Source organism: Pseudomonas sp. Larv2_ips (genome assembly GCF_963879675.1).
GTDB lineage: Bacteria > Pseudomonadota > Gammaproteobacteria > Pseudomonadales > Pseudomonadaceae > Aquipseudomonas.
Genome location: NZ_CAWOAW010000014.1, coordinates 1,115,217 through 1,133,523 on the forward strand (window position 1 = coordinate 1,115,217; position 18,307 = coordinate 1,133,523).

18 protein-coding genes and 2 pseudogenes are annotated in these 18,307 nt (G+C 58.3%); all 20 read left to right on the forward strand.

Going from position 1 to position 18,307, the window contains the following annotated elements; all coding sequences use genetic code 11:
• Positions 1-2: 2 nt before the first annotated feature.
• Positions 3-968, forward strand: coding sequence for a major capsid protein (locus AACV02_RS11745; protein ID WP_119739719.1), 966 nt, complete (start codon positions 3-5; stop codon positions 966-968).
• 47 nt (positions 969-1,015) lie between these two features.
• Positions 1,016-1,600: a hypothetical protein gene (locus AACV02_RS11750; RefSeq protein ID WP_177413693.1), complete on the forward strand. Its 585-nt coding sequence runs from the start codon at positions 1,016-1,018 to the stop codon at positions 1,598-1,600.
• 59 nt (positions 1,601-1,659) lie between these two features.
• Complete coding sequence (locus AACV02_RS11755) at positions 1,660-2,163, forward strand: DnaT-like ssDNA-binding protein (protein ID WP_106578031.1); 504 nt, start codon at positions 1,660-1,662, stop codon at positions 2,161-2,163.
• 203 nt (positions 2,164-2,366) lie between these two features.
• On the forward strand, positions 2,367-2,735 hold the full coding sequence (locus AACV02_RS11760; protein WP_119739723.1) for a hypothetical protein: 369 nt from the start codon (positions 2,367-2,369) through the stop codon (positions 2,733-2,735).
• Positions 2,732-3,328, forward strand: coding sequence for a hypothetical protein (locus tag AACV02_RS11765; RefSeq protein ID WP_119739725.1), 597 nt, complete (start codon positions 2,732-2,734; stop codon positions 3,326-3,328). Before AACV02_RS11760 ends, AACV02_RS11765 begins: the two co-directional genes overlap by 4 nt.
• A gap of 190 nt (positions 3,329-3,518) precedes the next feature.
• Complete coding sequence (locus AACV02_RS11770) at positions 3,519-3,935, forward strand: phage tail terminator-like protein (RefSeq protein ID WP_106578035.1); 417 nt, start codon at positions 3,519-3,521, stop codon at positions 3,933-3,935.
• 51 nt (positions 3,936-3,986) lie between these two features.
• Positions 3,987-4,247 (forward strand): hypothetical protein, encoded by a 261-nt coding sequence (locus AACV02_RS11775; protein WP_080673241.1) that lies wholly within the window; start codon positions 3,987-3,989, stop codon positions 4,245-4,247.
• A gap of 87 nt (positions 4,248-4,334) precedes the next feature.
• On the forward strand, positions 4,335-4,991 hold the full coding sequence (locus AACV02_RS11780; protein WP_119739727.1) for a phage tail protein: 657 nt from the start codon (positions 4,335-4,337) through the stop codon (positions 4,989-4,991).
• Between the two features lie 3 nt (positions 4,992-4,994).
• Positions 4,995-5,375, forward strand: a complete 381-nt coding sequence (locus AACV02_RS11785) for a phage tail assembly chaperone (RefSeq protein ID WP_106578037.1) — start codon at positions 4,995-4,997, stop codon at positions 5,373-5,375.
• Between the two features lie 47 nt (positions 5,376-5,422).
• Positions 5,423-5,695 carry a DUF1799 domain-containing protein gene (locus AACV02_RS11790; protein ID WP_119739728.1) on the forward strand — a complete coding sequence of 91 codons (273 nt, stop codon included), beginning with the start codon at positions 5,423-5,425 and terminating at the stop codon, positions 5,693-5,695.
• A 27-nt stretch (positions 5,696-5,722) separates the two neighbouring features.
• Entirely contained in the window at positions 5,723-8,782 is a 3,060-nt protein-coding gene (locus AACV02_RS11795; protein WP_119739731.1) for a phage tail tape measure protein, read from the forward strand.
• Complete coding sequence (locus AACV02_RS11800) at positions 8,782-9,120, forward strand: phage tail protein (RefSeq protein WP_106578040.1); 339 nt, start codon at positions 8,782-8,784, stop codon at positions 9,118-9,120. Before AACV02_RS11795 ends, AACV02_RS11800 begins: the two co-directional genes overlap by 1 nt.
• Before the next feature lie 11 nt (positions 9,121-9,131).
• Positions 9,132-9,884 carry a phage minor tail protein L gene (locus AACV02_RS11805; protein ID WP_119739733.1) on the forward strand — a complete coding sequence of 251 codons (753 nt, stop codon included), beginning with the start codon at positions 9,132-9,134 and terminating at the stop codon, positions 9,882-9,884.
• 2 nt (positions 9,885-9,886) lie between these two features.
• On the forward strand, positions 9,887-10,654 hold the full coding sequence (locus tag AACV02_RS11810; protein WP_119739736.1) for a C40 family peptidase: 768 nt from the start codon (positions 9,887-9,889) through the stop codon (positions 10,652-10,654).
• Positions 10,655-10,904: 250 nt separating this feature from the next.
• Positions 10,905-11,591 (forward strand): annotated as a pseudogene (locus tag AACV02_RS30935) (PAS domain-containing protein); the annotation flags it as partial.
• A gap of 102 nt (positions 11,592-11,693) precedes the next feature.
• Positions 11,694-12,128, forward strand: a pseudogene (locus tag AACV02_RS30940) (methyl-accepting chemotaxis protein); the annotation flags it as partial.
• A 228-nt stretch (positions 12,129-12,356) separates the two neighbouring features.
• Complete coding sequence (locus AACV02_RS11820) at positions 12,357-12,968, forward strand: tail assembly protein (RefSeq protein ID WP_119739740.1); 612 nt, start codon at positions 12,357-12,359, stop codon at positions 12,966-12,968.
• A 59-nt stretch (positions 12,969-13,027) separates the two neighbouring features.
• Complete coding sequence (locus AACV02_RS11825) at positions 13,028-16,723, forward strand: phage tail protein (RefSeq protein ID WP_119739742.1); 3,696 nt, start codon at positions 13,028-13,030, stop codon at positions 16,721-16,723.
• A gap of 332 nt (positions 16,724-17,055) precedes the next feature.
• Entirely contained in the window at positions 17,056-17,745 is a 690-nt protein-coding gene (locus AACV02_RS11830; RefSeq protein WP_119739746.1) for a hypothetical protein, read from the forward strand.
• Between the two features lie 81 nt (positions 17,746-17,826).
• Positions 17,827-18,276, forward strand: coding sequence for a hypothetical protein (locus AACV02_RS11835; RefSeq protein WP_157986834.1), 450 nt, complete (start codon positions 17,827-17,829; stop codon positions 18,274-18,276).
• The last annotated feature ends 31 nt before the right edge of the window (positions 18,277-18,307 follow it).

Sequence of the window (18,307 nt, forward strand, 5' to 3'; positions counted from 1 at the left end):
CCATGGCTACAACCGTTAACAGCGACCTGATCATCTACAACGATGAGGCGCAAACCGCATACCTGGAGCGTGTCCAGGACAACCTGGATGTGTTCAACGCATCGTCCAATGGCGCGATGGTGCTGGACAACGAGCTGATCGAAGGCGACTTCCGCAAACGCGCGCTCTACAAGCTGAACGGCTCTCTGGAGCACCGCGACGTCAACTCTGACGGCAAGGTAACTGCCAAGAAAATCAGCGCCGGTGAAGCTGTCGGCGTCAAAGCTCCCTGGAAGTACGGCCCGTACCAGACCACCGAAGAGGCGTTCAAGCGCCGCGGCCGTCCGGTCGAGGAGTTCTCCCAGATCGTTGGTGCTGACGTAGCAGACGCGACGCTGGAAGGCTTCATCCAATACGCAACTGCTGGCCTTCGTGCCGCCATCGGCTCCAACACTGACATGGTGGTTTCGGCCAACATCGAAACCGACGGCAAGAAGACGCTGACCCGTGGCATGCGCAAGTTCGGTGACAAGTTCGGCCGGATCGCTCTGTGGGTGATGCACTCCAGCGCTTACTTCGACATCGTCGACGAAGCGATCACCAACAAGATCTACGAAGAGGCCGGTGTCGTGATCTACGGCGGCCTGCCGGGCACGTTGGGCAAGCCTGTACTGGTGACCGACACCGCGCCGGCGGACGTGATTTTCGGCCTGCTGCCTAACGCCGTGACCATTACCGAGTCGCAGGCCCCGGGCTTCCGTTCCTACGAAGTGAACGACGAAGAGAACTTGAGCATCGGCTACCGCGCGGAAGGCACTGTGAATATCGATGTGCTGGGTTACAGCTGGAAAGCCACCACTGGCGGTTCCAACCCAACCCTGGCCGCCGTTGGCTCCGCTGCCAACTGGATCAAGCACGCAGGTAGCAACAAAGTCACCGCCGGCGTGATGATCACGCTCACTGCAACGCCTCCTATCACTGGCGGCTAAGTCTCAAACTCAACGCGCGGCCAGCAATGGCCGCCTTGGAGAAACACATGGAACTGACTTACAGCAACCAGCTGAACGGCTTCGAGCCGGAGAAGCGTTACCGAAATCCAGAACACTTCGATAAGCCCGAAGCCGGTGTGACCAGCGTGCTGGTGATTGGCGATTGGCCGAGCGTGGTCAATGCGTACGAAGCAGCCGGCATCGATGTCTCGGTGAAGGAAGCCAAGCGGGCGCAGATTGTTGGTGCGGGCAACCAAGCCGAACTGGAAAAGGTGATCGCGGCTTTGCGTGCTGAGCATGGATCGATCCAGATCCTTGTTGACGGCCTGGAAGCTGGCGAGATTCAACGTCCCGAGTCAGGCGACCTGGCGTTGCGCTTGTTTGACGTGCTGGGCAACATCCATGCTTCGGTAGGTGAGCTGACCACTGAGCGTAACGGCTTGGCCTTGACTGTCGATGCACTTCGCGGAGAGGTTGAAGCGCTGAAGAAGTCTACCCTCGCACCGCTGGCTGACGAGGCCGGTGAAATCGCGGCGCTGAAAGCAAAGCTCGATGATGCCAAGGTCCAGTATCGGGCCAACGCTTCGAAAGAATCCCTGGAAAAGCTCGTAGCTGAGCTGCCCAAGGAGTAATACTGCTGGCTGTCGGTGACCCGGCGGCCAATCTTCAAACCATTGCAGCGAGTTGACGCATGACACTCATCATCGAGGACGGCACCGGCAAGCCTGACGCCGAAAGCTACGCGAGCGCCGAGGACCTGGCCCTGTATGCCGTGAAATTCGGCACGGTCATCCCCGCAGGTGTTCCCGAGCAGGACGCGTTGCTTCGCCGCGCCGCCTTGGCGATGGATGGCATGAAGTGGAAAGGGCGTAAGACGAACAGCGAGCAGGCCTTGTCCTGGCCGCGCCGGGAGGTGCTGCTGGATCAGGAGATCAAGCCAGACAACTACCTTCCCGCGCGAATCCAGTACGGGCAGATGGCCCTGGCCGCCGAGATCCATCAGGACGACATCGACCCGGTGGAGAAGCGCAAAGGTGCAGTGCTGCTGGATCGTGTTGAGGGAGCGGTGACGCGGCAGTATGCGGCGATCCCGTCCACCAGCAACCGGCTTTTGCCGGCGGCACCGGATCGGCCAAGCGCCACTCAGTTTGCGGATTATTTGCAGAAGCGTGGCCTGTTCGCTGTTCGTGCATAATTGTAATACGGGGGAATGCGCAGGCTGATGCGCGAGGAAGCTACACGGGTTTGCCGGTGAAATTCCGGTGCTCCTGCAGGGTTTGCGACCAGCGTTGCCGGTTCGAGTCCGGACGGAACCTTGTATGCCGGGATCAGCTCCGGCGTCCCGCACCCATTCAAAGGCCCAGCCATAGCGCTGGGCTTTTCACATCTGGAGCCGCCATGGCCTTCTACGACGAAATGGCCGTGATGGCTCTGGAGATGATCACAGAGTTCGGCCAGTCCGTGACCATCAGCAAGCCGGAGCCGGGCGAGTACGACCCGGACATCGGCGGCGAAGCGCCAGGCGCCACTGTCGAGCAAATCGCCCAAGGTATCCTGCTCGACTTCACCGGCCAAGAATTCCAAAACAACAGTCTCATCCGGCAAGGCGACAAGAAACTCAAGATCGCCGCGCAGGGATTGGCCTGGGTGCCCGGCCTACTCGACAAAGTGGTCGTCCAGGGCCGCACGTGGTCAATCGTGCCCCCAATGAAAGAGATCATCCCCGCCGGCACGCCGATCCTGTATGAGCTGCAGGTGCGCTCGTGAGCCGAGCAGGCGCTGGCCAATCCGGCAGTTTCGCCCTGAGCCTGGCAGAGTTCGCCGCCCAGACGGGTGAAGCCATCGATGCCAGCGTGCGTGAAATCATCATCGAGGTCGGCAGCAGCCTGATTCGAATGTCCCCCGTGGGTAACCCGGAGATCTGGGCGCAGAACGCAGTGGCCACCCAGTACAACAAGGCTGTCGACGATCACAACAGCGCGCTGCGCAACGACCCGGACAATCTCACGAAGGGCGGTAGGCTCAAGAAGGGCCGAAAGCTCAACGACGGCATGGACATCAAGGCGCCAGAGGGCTACGTCGGCGGCAGGTTCCGTGCGAACTGGCACATATCGCTCGGCGTGGTCGAGAACGTCACCTTTGACGAGGTAGACCCGAGCGGCGCCGAAACCACTGCGGCGCTGGTTGCTGCGATGAGCGACTTCACCGCCGGCCAGATGGCCTACATCATCAACAACTTGCCCTACGCGATTCCGCTGGAGTTCGGCCATTCCACCCAGGCCCCCGGCGGAATGGTCCGGGTAACCGTGGCTCGCTTTCAGCAGATCGTGCTGGAGGCCATCAGGAACAACCAGGTATGAAGTTCGAAGACGTGCCGGTTCGCCCGGTGATGCGCTATACGCTTTGCGAGTGCGGCGGAAGGCTGCTGCAAGTCGAATACGCCCCGGTACTGCTGTCGTTTCCTGCGCAGTACCTTCACCAGTGTGCCCTCTGCGGCCGACAGAAGAGCTTGCGCGGAGTATCGCCTACGCTTGTGTACGAGGTGGCCTGATGTCGCATGCAATCATCGCTTCGATCTACGAGGCAAAGCTGATTGCCTGGAACAATGCCAGGCCGGAAAAGCTGGGGATCGTCTTCGAAAACAAGAGCTACAAGCCTGCGGTCGACGAAACCTACCTGCGGGCGTTCACGATTCCGGGCGATACCGCGAGCAACACGCTCGGCGGCGATCACCGGCTGTTCACCGGAGTGTTCCAGGTGAGCATCATCGCGCCGGCGGGCACTGGGAAGACCAAGACGAACCCTATTGCGTTCGAGCTGGTCGGCTTGTTCCCGCTATACGCCAGGGACACGAAGGGCTCGGTCACCGTGGTGACCATGTCGCCAGTCGACCCGGGCCCTGGCATCAGCGGTGATTCCACCTACACCGTTCCAGTCTCGTTCTTGTACCGAGCCGACACCAATTGAGCGGCTCGCGCTAGAATCGCTCCACGTAAATGGGTAGGTAGGGGCGTCACCATGGATGAAGATACAAAAGCGCGATTACAGTGGCTGGATGAGTCGGCAGATGATCACGCCTGGAACAACCGCGACGAGATTATTGCCAGCGACAGGTGCATCTGCACTGCGTGCGGGGAATGGTCTACGCCGAGTCAAATTACGAAGTGGTATCTGGAAAAGCATGCCTGTTGTCCTTCCTGCGGCCTTACCGGCGTCGTCATTGGTTCCAAATCTGGGCTGCCTCTTGAGGCTTATCAAGACTGCCGTAATCCTGAATAACGTAACCGCCAAATAATTCGCCCATTGGGCAATCCCAAGAACCCGCCATTGAGCGGGTTTTTTCACATCTGCAAAGAGGAAATACCCATGGGCTACAAAATTCCGGACGGCGGCACCTTCCAGCACGGTGCAACCTATGGCCCGGACATCCCGTTTTCGGCACTGAGCAACGCGGCTGAGGCCGTGGCCACTGTGACTGGCGGCACGCTGTCGGCTGGCGACATCGTGATCGTCACATCCGGCTGGACTCGCCTGGGTAATCGGGTTGTGCGTGTGAAAGCTGCCACTGCCACCGCCATCACCCTCGACGGCATCGACACCACCGACGTGCAGGTCTACCCGGCCGGCTCCGGCATCGGCTCGCTGAAGAAGGTGCTGACCTGGGTGCAGATTCCGCAAATCACTGACGTGGCTTTCGCCGGCGGCACCCAGAACTATCTGGACGTGGTGTTCCTGGAAGATAAGCAAGGCCGCCAGATGCCAACCGACAAAGCGGCGGCCAGTTTGGCGCTGACCATTGCGGATGACCCGGGCCAGGCGTTCAACGCCATCCTTCGCGCCGCTGATGCCAGCCAGACCATTCAGGCTGCGCGCCTGAACCTGCCAGGCAACGACACTCTGTTCTACGGCGCCTTCACCTCGTTCTCCAACCAGCCGACCGTGTCCCGCAGCAACTTGCTGACCCGGACTGTGAACCTGGCGCTGCAGGGCGAACCGACCCGCTACCTGACAGCGGTGGCGTAACCCATGGCAAAGATCAGAATCGCCCAAAACCCGACGTTCAAGGCCTTCGTGTCGATCCCTATCGTTGGGGGTGAGCCCGAGAAAATCGAGTTCACCTTCAAGTATCGTGATCGCCCGGGGCTTGCCGCTTTGTTTGATGAGTGGAACCTGAAGCGCGATGAAGCTCGGACCTCCCTGGGCGAAAGCCCAACGCTTTCCGAAATCGTTGCTGCTGACACTGAGCAGCAGTCGCAGCAGATCAAGGACCTCGTGGTTGGCTGGGGCTTCGACGACAAGTTCGACGACAAGAGCATTCGTGCGCTGGTGACGTCCTGCCAGGGCGCTGCTGAGGCGGTCGTGAATGCGTACCAGAGCGCATTCAGTCAGGCCCGCTTGGGAAACTGACGGACGCCGCCCGCGCACTCTATGCGCCGGCGGCACCTGCTGAGTTGATGGGCCTGTTCGGGCTCACCCCGGGTGACCTTGAAGAGGTGACCGAGGTCTGGCCCTGCAACTGGCCGGCGTTCTTCCTGTTCAACCGGATGTCGACTCAGTGGCGGGCGGGCGCCGGTGGCGCGATCGGTCTCGACTACACCTGCATCCGCGACGTGGCCGGCTTCCTCGGCATCAAGAAAAAGAAACTCGCTGAAATCTTCCCTGACCTTCAGGTGCTGGAAGGCGAAGCCCTGCGCGTTATGGCGGAGGAAAGGGAAAACAGCCCGTAAACACGGGCACTTATTCAAGGTGAGTCGATGAACATTGCAGAACTCGGCGTCAAGATCGACTCGGCCGACGCAATCCAGGCGAAAACGGACCTGGATGAAATGGCGAAGGCTGGCGGCCGGGCCGAGCAGTCCGCCGTTTCGCTGATGAACGAAATGCAGGCGCTGGAAAAGTCGCTGTCTACCAGCGCCAAAACCACCCAGGACCTGGCAAAGCAGCGCGACGCGCTCACCAGGCTGACGAAGACCGGCGCCTATGGCGAGGCCGAGGCGGCGAAGATCTCGGCGCAGCTCGATAAGCAGCAAATCGCCTTGGCCAAGTCAGCGATGGACGAACAGAAGGCCCTGAACAGCCTGCTGGGTGCCATCGACCCGGCCCGGGCCGCATTGGCCAAGCTGGATACCCAGGTCGAGCAACTGGGCAAGCACCTGGATGCGGGCCGTATCAACCAAGAGCAATACAACCAGGCCCTAAAGAAGATCGATGGCAAGTATGCCGAGATCGACAAGACGAGTTCGGCGTTTGCGGGCCTTGGACTGAACACCAAGGCCGCCAGGCAGAACGTGGTTCAGCTCGGTAATGCTCTGGCTGAAGGAAACATTCGTGTAGCGGCACATAACGTTCTGGAGCTCGGGACCAATGCCGGCGCCTCGGCCGTTCGCATCGCAGCCATGGCCGCGCCTATTGGGCTTGCTGTAGCAGCGGTCGGCGCACTCGCTTATGGATTTGTTCAGGGCAGAGCCGAAACCGACAAATACAACAAGTCGCTGATCCTCACCGGCAACTACGCAGGCGTCAGTGCCGGACAGCTCGGCGATATGGCGCGCCAGGTCAGCGCTACTGTCGGCTCTACGGGGCAAGCAGCCTCTGTCCTGGCTCTGCTGGCTGACAACGGGAAGATCGCAGGTGCGAGCTTTACCGAGATCACTCAGGCCGCCGTGTCGATGCAGGAAGCGACCGGCAAGGCCGTGAGCGAGACGGTTGCCGAGTTTTCCAAGCTGGCTGACGATCCGGTCAAGGCGTCCGCCGCGCTAAACGAGCAGTACCACTACCTGACTGCCTCGGTTTACTCGCAAATCGTGGCCCTTGAGAAGCAAGGCGATCACGCCGGCGCCGTAAAGCTCGCGACCGATGCCTACGCTGATGCGATCAATGAGCGCACTCCGAAGATTCTGGCAAACCTCAGCCTTTGGGAAAAGGCCTACAACGCCGTGGCACGCGCAGCCGACGGGATCAAAAATATTGGTCGTCGCGACATCAACGCGGATATTGAAAGTGCGAAGGCGGACCTGCTTGAAGCGCAAAACATGGACGGTTTGTTCCAAAACAAAAAGTCTAAAGACGCGCTGATTGAGTTTCGGCAAGACCGCCTAAACATGCTGGAAGATGAGAAGGCGGCCCAAGCCGATATCGCCAAGTGGGAGGGTGACCAGGCCAAGGCCCGAGGCGAAGCCGTGTCGTCGATGGCTAAAATCGATGCTTTGACTAAATCGTCATGGACGAATGAGCAGAAACGCGCGGACGCCGTCAAGGACTACAAGAAGCAACTCGACGATATCCGCAAGGTAGCGCCGAACGATCCTCGCCTGGCTCAGGCAACGGTCGACAAAAATATCGCCAATATCAACGACAAGTTCAAAGACCCGAAGGCCGCCGGTTCCCAGGTCGACTTAACCAGTTTCAACAACGCCAAGAACGACCTGGCAGCGATCACCGACACCTACAAAAATTACCAGAAGGAACTGGATGCGGCTCAAAAGGCTGGCTTGCTGTCCGAGGAAGACTATCTGCTGCGGCGCCGGGCGCTGATCGGCAATCAGCTCGACCAAACCAAGGCGGCATATGAGGCCGAGATTGCTGCGTTGGAGGTCGCCAAAGGCAAGAAGACCACGTCGCCCGCGCAGAGCATTCAGCTCGACCAGAAGATCGCTGGCGCGCGCGCGGGAATGGTCAAGGCACAGAAGGACGCTGATAGCCAGCTTGAAGTGCTGGCGACCAACGAGACCGGGCGCCTGGCGAAGCAAGAGCGCGCTATCAGCACCTACGTGCAGGCACTGGGGCAGCAACAACGAGCCATAGAGCTTGCCGGGCAGCGCGCCGTGACTGGCGTAGGCCAGGGTGACCGCCAGAACGCGCTCAGCGGCGAATTGAACAGCCAACAGGATCGGTTTGCTCAGCAGTCGCTCGAGCTTGCCAACCAGAAGTCTGACCCGTCTCGAAACATGTCAGAGGAAGAGTTCAAGCGTAAGTCGCAGGCGCTCGCCGACGCGAACAAGGCTGCCACTGACCAGATTCGGCAAAACTACGCGGATGTGGAAAATGCGCAGGGTGATTGGACCAAGGGCGCAACAGCGGCGTGGGACAACTACTTGGATTCGGCTCGCAACGTCGCCTGGCAGACAAAAAGCCTGTTCGGCAATGCCTTTAGCTCCATGGAAGACGCCGTCGTCAACTTCGCCATGACTGGGAAGCTTTCCTTTGCGGACTTCACGAAGTCGATTTTGGCGGATATGGCGCGTATCGCGACCCGTCAGGCGAGTTCAGCGTTGCTTGGCAGTTTGGTTGGCGCAGCGGCGAGCTACTTCGGTGGAAGCGCCGCCGGCGGCAACGGGCTGGCCGCTGGGTCTGCCGGTGCTGCATCGTCAAATCTTGGCGCATCAGCGGGCGGCTACTCGGGTTCGTACTTCCCACAGGCTTTGGGCGGCGCCTGGTCGGGCGGTGTGCAGATGTTCGCCGACGGCGGCGCCTTCACCAATTCGGTCGTCAGCAAGCCAACAGCATTTGGAATGGCCAACGGCAAAACCGGAGTCATGGGGGAGGCTGGAGCAGAGGCGATCATGCCACTGACTCGCACATCCAGCGGCAAGCTGGGTGTTATGGCCATGGTCGGTGGCGGGGCGGGTGCAACGCAGATCAACGTCGCGGTGCATATCGACGGAGACGGCAACGCATCATCCTCCGCCGACGCGCCTGGCTACGACCTGTTCGGCAAGGAGCTGGCGGCTTTTGTGGAGCAGAAGTACCAGCAGATGCGCAACAAGGACATGGGCCAGGGCGGCGTCATCAACAAAGCAATCAAGGGGCGCTGATGGCAATCGAACGATTTACATGGGCAACGGAGAAGGGCGCGGAAGGGGAGATTACCCAGCGCGTCCGGACCAAAAAGTTCGGCGATGGCTATGAGCAGTCGGTCGAGGACGGACTGAACAATCAGTCGGAATCCTGGCCGGTGACGTTTACCGGTATGGCCGCGCGAATCCTGGAGATCAGGAAGTTCCTCGACAAGCACAAAGGGGCAAAGGCGTTTCTCTGGACGCCACCACTCGGCGTGCTCGGGCTCTACAAGTGCAACGGCTACAAGCCTGTTCACCGTGGCGGCCAGGTCTACGCCATCACCGCCACCTTCCAGCAAACCTTTCACCCCTGAGATAACCGCCCATGGCACTGATCACGGACATCCAGAAACTGGAGCCCGGCGGCGAAATTCGCCTATTCGAAATTGATGGGACCGAGTACGGCGCCGATTACCTGCGCTTCCACGGGCATGCCATCCCGCACACACCGGACGAACTATTGGCATACGAGGGATCGGAAGCCGATCTGCCGGCAAAGTCGATTTGGTGGCAGGGTGCCGAGTACGCGGCCTGGCCAGTGCAGATAGAAGGCATTGGCTCAAGTAGCGACGGCACGGCCCCCCGGCCGACATTCGCCGCTGGCAACGTCAACGGTCGCGTGACGGCGCTGTGCCTGGCCTTCGAGGACATGCTGAAGTTCAAGCTCACTGTCCGCGAGACTCTGGCGCAGTACCTGGATGCAGCGAACTACCCGGAGGGCAATCCGACTGCAGACCCGACCCAGGAGGCGCTGGAGATCTGGTACATCGACCAGAAAACCAGTGAGGACGGAGAGGCTGTGGTCTGGGAGCTTTCGTCCCCGGGCGAGATCGACGACCACGGACTGCCCGGCCGGCAGATGACGACGTTCTGCCACTGGGCCATGACCAATGGTTACCGAGGGCCGGACTGCGGCTATACCGGCGCGGCCATGTTCGACGATGAGGACAATCCCACGGATGACCCAGCCAAGGACCAGTGCAAGGGCTGCTTGTCGTCCTGCAAGTTGCGCTTCGGCGAGAACAACGAACTTTCCTTCGGCGGATTCCCCGCTGTATCCCTCATTGCCCGGAGCTGACCATGCGCAAGCACATCATTGCGGCGATCAAGGCGCATGCGGCGGCGGAGTATCCGCGCGAGTGCTGTGGCCTGCTGCTGGCCATCGGTCGTAAGCAGAAATATTTCCCGTGCCGAAACATCGCCACGGAGCCAAGCGAAGAGTTCCGGCTCGACCCCGAGGACTATGTCGCGGCGGAAGATCTGGGCGAAGTGATCGGCATTGTTCACTCCCACCCGGACGCAACCAGCAGGCCGTCACCGCATGACTTGGCGATGTGCGAGGCCACGGCCCTGCCCTGGCACATTTTGTCGTGGCCTGAGGGCGACCTGCGCACGATCACCCCGACGGGCAGCACGCCGCTGCTCAAGCGGCCGTTTGTGCACGGCGCTTGGGACTGTTGGCAGGTCTGCGCCGATTGGTACCAGCGCGAATGGAGAATTGAGTTCGAAGCTTTCCAGCGCATCGATGGCTGGTGGGAGAGTGCGGAGCACGCCAGTTTGTACGAGCATCACTACGAGGACGCCGGCTTCGTCCGTGCCGCCCGGCCACAACGTGGAGACCTGATCGTCATGCACGTTGGGCGGACGGTTCACCCCAACCATGCAGGGATCTACCTGGGCACTGATCCAGCTCTACCTGGTGAAGAGTCGGGTACGTTCGGCATCGGTCCATTCCTACTACACCATCTTTACGGAAGGCCATCTGAGATCATTGTCTTCGGCGGACCTTGGTCCGACCGAACCAGCTTGATTCTCCGGCACAAAGACGCCATGAGCCAATTGAAATAATTTTATTTAGCGCCAGAGTCGCTGAATTCTGCAGCTTCTGGATGTTGCAGCATCGTCGCTCAACTACACTGTGCACAGCAAAACCGTTTTCCCCTCGGATGTCCTCAATTTTCGCCAGAAGATGCCGATAGGACTGGTGTGATCACAGAGGCGACTTCCTATGTTCAACGCTAACCTTAAGAAACAGCTTCAATTTCAAAATAATGAGCTGTTGGAGCTGCGCCAGCTGCGCGATGGCCTTAACCGTGAAATGTTAACTTTGAGTATCGACTCAACGTTTAGAATTACGGCATGTAACGACAATTTTGGAAAAGCACTGGGCTATGCTCCGGATAGTCTTTTAGGTCGCGCAATGGCAGAGATTGTGCCGCAGTACGTATCCAAGCTAGAGTGCTTTCATAACTTCCGATCCGCGGTTGCCGCAGGCAAATCGATCACCGACGATTATAGGTACCTTCATGCTGATGGCTCATTAGTCTGGATTCATGCACATTGGCAGCCAATCAAAGATGAGAGTGGCCAGTTGAGTCATGTTACTTGCTACGCTACTAACATTACTTATCGAGTAGAAAAAGCTTCGGAAAATGCGTCATTCATTGAGGCGCTACTACGTTCTACAGCGGTGATCGAGTTCGATCTCTCTGGAAATGTACTGATGGCAAATGATCAATTTTTACAAGCTATGGGCTACAGCCTAAAACAAGCAAAAGGGAGCCATCACCGAGTTTTCTGTAAACCAGAGCAAGTTTCATCCCAGGAATACAATGATTTCTGGTCAGCGTTGAATAAAGGTGAGTTTGTTGCCGGCCGATTCGAGCGTTTAGACAGCCGCGGCCAAACGGTGTGGCTGGAAGCAACCTACAACCCGGTTTACGACACCGAAGGTAAACTTTGTAAAGTAGTAAAGTTCGCGACTGTGGTGACGGATCAGGTGGCCCGTGAGCAAGAAGTCAGCGGGGCAGCCCAAACAGCGTTTGAGATATCCCAGCAAACTGATATCAGCGCACAGCGAGGAGCTGTTGTCGTAAACGACACTATGCACACAATGCGTAAAATCGCCGCTGACATGCAGGCAGCCTCTGGGGGAGTAGAAGCGCTGGGCAAACAGTCATTGTTGATCAGCTCGATTATTCAGACGATTAGCAGCATCGCTCAGCAAACCAATCTTCTGGCTTTAAACGCTGCGATTGAAGCCGCTCGCGCAGGTGAGCAGGGTCGAGGCTTTGCCGTTGTTGCTGACGAGGTTCGACAATTGGCTGGGCGAACCAGCACGGCGACAGAAGAAATCGCATCGGTAGTTTTACAGAATCAGAAGCTGGTAGATGAGACCGTCACTGAAATGGCAAATAGCAAATCACAAGCGGAACAGGGCCTTGAGCTCGCCACCCAGGCAGGTCAGGTCATTGTCGAAATTCAGGATGGTGCGAAGCGAGTGGTCGACGCGGTGGGCAGGTTTGCGACCCAGGTTGCTTAGCGAACGAGGTAGTCCGGTAAGGCTGCCATTTTGAGGGCTAGGTTCATTCGTTGGAGAGTAACTTTAAAACGGCCCAGAGGCGTAGCTTCTGAGACAACGCACTATTTGTTGGTGAGTTACTGGATCGCCAGTAAGAGACTGGCGGTACTTAAACTAGCGCGTATTGCAGCGCATCAAATTGATCAAGGCTCGCTTCGGCGGGCTTTTTTATCGCCTGGAGAAAAGCAAATGGCGGCACTTGCCGTTAATTATCAGCCTATGACCACGATCCTGCTCTACGGACAGCTTCGTCAGTTTGGTAAGTCCTTTCGGATGGCCGTAAGGACGCCGGCAGAAGCAGTTAAGGCCCTGTGCGTGCAAATTCCAGGGTTCGAGCGATTCTTGTCCAACGCCAAGTCCCGTGGGATCGAGTTCGCCGTATTTCGCGGCAAGACAAACCTAGCTGAGAAGGAACTTGAGTTCTCGGGGGAGGGTGATATTCGCATTGCCCCGGTGATAACCGGCAGTAAGCGCGGCGGAGCGCTGCAAACCATTGTCGGCGCAGTACTGATCGTTGTCGGGCTGGTCATCACCGGCGGAACCTTTGGCGCGGGTGCACCGTTTGGCTCAGCCTTGATCATGATGGGCGGCTCGATGGTGCTGGGCGGCGTTATCCAAATGCTCAGCCCCCAGGCCGGCGGCCTCAAGACCAGTGCGGCGCCGGAGAATACTCCCGGCTACGCCTTCGGTAGCGCCAAGAACACCACGGCATCCGGTAACCCGGTACCGCTCTGCATTGGCGAGCGCCGCTGGGGCGGCGCAATTATCAGTGCCGCGATTTACGCCGAAGATCAGATGTAAAGACCACCCGCAGCTCCAATGCCGGCCATGAGCCGGTTTTTTATTGTCCGGAGGAAAGCATGGGCGCAGCACGCAAGATTGATATCCACGGCGCCAAGGGCGGCGAAGAGAAGCCAAAAACGCCAACGGAAGCCCCGGACAGTCTGCGCTCGGTCGCTATTGCCAAGATGCTGATCGCTGTAGGGGAGGGCGAGTTCGAAGGAACACCAACCGCCAAGGACATCTACCTCGACAACACCCCACTGCAAGACCCTCAGGGGAACATGAACTTCCCGAACGTGAAGTGGGAATGGCGTACTGGCGCGGTCGACCAGACCTATATCCAGGGTATTCCGTCCGTCGAGAACGAGACCACCATCAGCACGGAGCTGCGTAGCGGCACGCCGTGGGTTCGGGCGATTAGCAACACTCAGCTTTCCGCTGTGCGCGTTCGATTCGCATGGCCAGCACTGCAATCCGTCGATGCGGACAACAACATCAACGGCTACCGCATTGAGTACAAGGTCGAGCTGGCCACCGATGGCGGCGCTTACAAGCAGGTGCTGAGTGAGGCTGTCGACGGCAAGACCACCAGCACCTATGAGCGCACTCGTCGCATTGATTTGCCCAAGGCAACTACCGGTTGGCTGATGCGCATCACCCGTCTGACTATCAACCAGAACAACAACAAAATCTCGGACACGATGCAGATCGCCGGCTTCACTGAGGTGATCGACGCGAAAATTCGCTACCCGAATACCGCGCTTCTCTACATCGAGTTCTCGGCAGAGCAGTTCCGCAGCATCCCGGCGGTGACCGTGGGCTGCAAGGCTCGAAAATGGTTAGTACCGAGCAACTATGACCCCGCATCGCGCACATACAGCGGCGTGTGGGACGGCACCTTCAAGGAGGCCTACACCAACAATCCGACCTGGGCGACGCTCGGCATCACCACGAACGACCGCTTCGGCCTGGGCCGCCGCATCAAGCCATGGATGGTCGACAAGTGGGAGCTGTATCGGATCTCGCAGTACTGCGACCAGTTGGTGCCGGACGGGAAGGGTGGCCAGGAGCCGCGCTTTATCTGCAACTTGAACCTGCAGAGCAAGGCTGATGCTTGGTCGCTGCTGCGCGATATCTCGGCGATCTACCGAGGGATGACCTACTGGGCCCAGGGCCAGGTATTCACCCTTTCGGATATGCCGCGCGCCACGGACTTCGACTTCGCCTATACCCGGGCAAACGTTCTCGATGGCAAGTTCACCTATTCCAGCGCTTCGGAGCGTACCCGCTATACCCGCGCGCTGGTCAGCTACGACAACCCGCTGAACAACTACGACACCGATGTCACGGCGGTGACTGACCAGAAGCTGCAGCGCCGCTATGGCGACAATCCGTTGGAGATCAGCGCGATTGGCTGCACCCGCGAATCGGAGGCCCAGCGCCGTGGTAAGTGGGCCCTGCTCACAAACGCCAAGGATCGGGCGGTCACCTTCAAGGTCGGCCTCGACGGGCGCATTCCGCTGCCTGGCTACGTGATCCCGATCGCGGACGAACTGCTGGCCGGTCGGCCGGTGGGCGGGCGCATCTCGGCTGTGAGCGGCAGGGTCATCACCCTGGACCGCGACACCCAGGCCAAGCCCGGCGACCGGCTCATCCTAAACCTGCCTGATGGCAAGTGTGAAGGGCGGACCGTGCAACTGGTGAGTGGCCAGAAAGTCACGGTGACCGTGGCTTATTCCGTGACGCCCGAAGCTGAACTGGTGTGGGCGCTGGATGCCGACGACTTGGCGATCCCGCTGTATCGGGTCGTGAGCGTGACCCGGCCAGAGCCTGGCGTGTTCGAGATCTCGGCCGTGCAGTACGACCCGAGCAAGTTTGCGCACATCGACACCGGCGCGCGCCTGGAAGAGCGTCCTATCAGCGTTATCCCAATCACCGTGGTTCCGGCGCCGGCCAGCGTCACCCTGACATCAAGCTACGCCGTGAATCAGGGCATCGCGATCAGCACCATGAACATCTCGTGGCCAGCCGTCACCGGCGCCGTCGCGTACGACGTGGAGTGGCGTAAGGACAGCGGCAACTGGATCAAGGTGCAGCGCACTGGTTCGACCAGCGTCGACGTCACCGGCATCTACTCGGGCGCCTACCTGGCTCGCGTGCGCTCGGTGAGCGCCTTTGAAATCTCCTCAGTCTGGAAGAGTTCGAACCTCACCAACCTGCAAGGTAAAACCGGCCTGCCGCCGGCGGTGTCGTCGCTGACCACCACCAGTCTGATCTACGGCATCGGCATCCAGTGGACCTTTCCGCCGGGCGCCGAGGACACGCAGCGCACGGAGATTTGGTACAGCCAATCGGCGGACCTGACAACGGCTATCAAGCTGAGCGACTTCAGCTACCCGCAGGCCAAACATGAGATGAACAGCTTGCTGGCCGGTGCGAGCTTGTTCTTTTGGGCGCGCCTGGTGGACCGCACCGGCAACGTTGGGCCGTTCTGGCCGATCCCGGGCGCAGTGAATGGCCGTGCTAGCTCTGATCAGACCGAGTACGACAAGTACTTCGCCGAGAAGATCGGCAAGGGGGCGCTGTACCAGAGCCTGCGTGAGGAGATCGATCTGATCACTGGCGACGGCCCTGGCTCGGTCAATGACCGATTGGATAAGGCCAGGCAGGAGTTGGAAGAACTTATATCTGAAGTGGTCGACGCTCTGGAATACGTGCCGAGCAAAACCTACGTCAAGGGCGATATGGTTCGCGTGGGTCAGCAGCTATTCCAGGCGACAACCGCAGTCCCTGTCAATACGACGCCGCCGAACGCCAACTACTGGTTCAACTTGGGCACCATCGCCGAAACCAATGCAGCTATGGCCCTGGAGATCAGCAAGAACAAGGCAGCTATCGAGGACGTGGACGGGAAGGTCACGGCCACCGCCGAGCGCCTGGACGGGGTGTACGCGCTTGTGAAGTCCGACTCAGCAGGCTCGGAGGAGGGCAGCGCTGGCGACAGCACTTCCTCCGCGGGAGCATGGTCTTTGATGTCTGTGATCGCAGAGCGTGATTTTGCGCAATCTGTGCGCACAGACATTGTTGAGGCCAATGTCGCGAATAACGCGGCGAGCATTCTGGATGTGTCTAGGGCAGCGGCTACGGCTACGACCGCAGTCGCAGAGCGAGTAACGACGCTAGGAGCAAAGGTCGACAGCAATGAAGCTGCATTCAAATCCACAACAACCACGCTTGCCGCCACGGATCAGGCGCTTAGCGAGAGGATCGACACCGTGCAGGCTAGCTCGGGGCGAAATACAGCGGCCATTCAGGAGACGAACCAGGTTGTCGCCACCACCAATGGAAAAGTGTCGGCAATGGTCACTCTCAAGGCTCAGACAATAGTTGGCGGTAAGACGGTAACTTCCGGGTTTGCGTTTGGATCGGATGGAGAGCAGTCGGAGTTCCTCATATTCGCGCAGCGATTCGCGGTGGTCGATGAGGTAAGCGGTCAGTTGGTGCCGATGTTCGTGGTACAGAACAATCAGGTCGTCCTCAACCAAGCAATTATCAGCAAGGCGTTCATCCAGGAAATCATTCTGGGTATGACACTGAGGTCTGAAGCTGTCGACCCCAAGGGGCGGCCACTGTTGGAGATCAACGTCAAGGCCGGGACCTTAACGCTGCGTAGTGCTGGCGCTGGTGCGTCAACGGTGCTCAACAATGACGGCATCACGGTGTACGACCCTAATGATGTTGATCGAGTCACGGTAGGGAGGCTTATGCCATGAATAATGGCATGCGTGTAAAGGGGAGCGATGGACAGGTCCAGCTCGACGATAGCGCGTTCACTTGTCGAATTGTCTACGCCGAAACTGTAAGCCCCAATACCTGGGCTCCGGGCACTTCATATATCGACGTGCCCATTGCTGACATTACGCCCCAGAACTCTGTTGCCTTCTGCGTCCCCCTTGGACCAATAAACTACAACAGTGATCGTCAGCTTGAGCCTGAAGTGATAAATGGCGCTGCTCGGGTATGGAGGCGCATGAAAGGATATACGACAACAGCAAGTTGGATTTCATTGACGGCAATGACCTTAGTGGTAGTGAGGTTCAAATAAATGGCAGATTCCTACGGACTAATGTTTAAGGGGTCAGTCGATAACAGGGTGATTATCGATTCTGACCGAACAAGGCTTTCTGTTATTTGCAAGGGGAGATACAATAATAACTCTGGACTATTTGCAATAACCTCGTTTCCATTCACCATCACGTCGATCTTGCCGCCCTTTGTTTTCATTCGGCCAGATCCTGTATCGGGCCAAATAGGCATGTCTCGCGCCGAAGTTCTCGGAAGCGCTGGCGCATGGACGGGGTTTCAGATTAGGGCTTACGACAACTCAAGTGTACGGCCCAATGGTCAATATTTCGCGGCTGGGTTTGGTGCTGAAATCCTGAGCGATTACGGAATAAGGCTTCGAGATGGATCCAGAAAGATTATTTTCGACACAGGCACGCCCACAGCGCTTTTCTCAAACTCAAATTCTACTTGGACTTTCACGGGGAGCGGCTCAACGGCTCAGGGTCAGAGTATTAACTTCTTCTCATCTCCTTTTGTCCTTTCAGATAATGAATACGTGCTTATAAATACAATGAGCATGCCTGTAACTAGGTCGCTTCAACAACAAAGCGACCTTCAGTTTATTTGGGATTACCCGAATAAGCGCATGATTGCGGCCGTTATTTACATTCCAGGATACAACACGACCTCTTTAGGTATATCGACGATGACCGCCAAGATGGTGGTATAGGGAGAACTTATGGCTAGGCAAGAAATTATCCTCGGTACTCCGCCACAAGGACTTGGCGGTGATCCACCTCGAACTGCAAGCATGAAGATTAACGCGATGACCGCAGAGCTATATACGGCTCTCGGCGCGCCGGCGGGCACCGGTTCCCTCCCGGCAGCTTTGCCGGTTTTGAAAGGCGGTACCGGGGCCGCTACGCAGGCGCAGGCCTGCAGCAATCTTGGTGCTCTGAGAAATCAGGCCGCCAATAGTACGATTGGCCTGAGTTTTGGTTCGACTGCGCCACCGAACATAGCCTCTATTGATTCGTCAGGAAACAACGCGAATACCGCCTTGCGCATTTCTAATATTGGAAACACGTCTGCGTCTGCGGTGATGTCATTCTACCGTGATGGCCAGTTCGGAGTGCATTTTGGCATTGATACCGACAATCAACTTAAACTTGGCGGTGCGTCCTACGGGGCAAACGCCTACAGGATTTACCATGAAGGCAACACCACTCGTGCCGCTGATGGCACCTTGAAGGCGATCTAATCATGGCAAGAGCAGCAATCAACGTACTCGG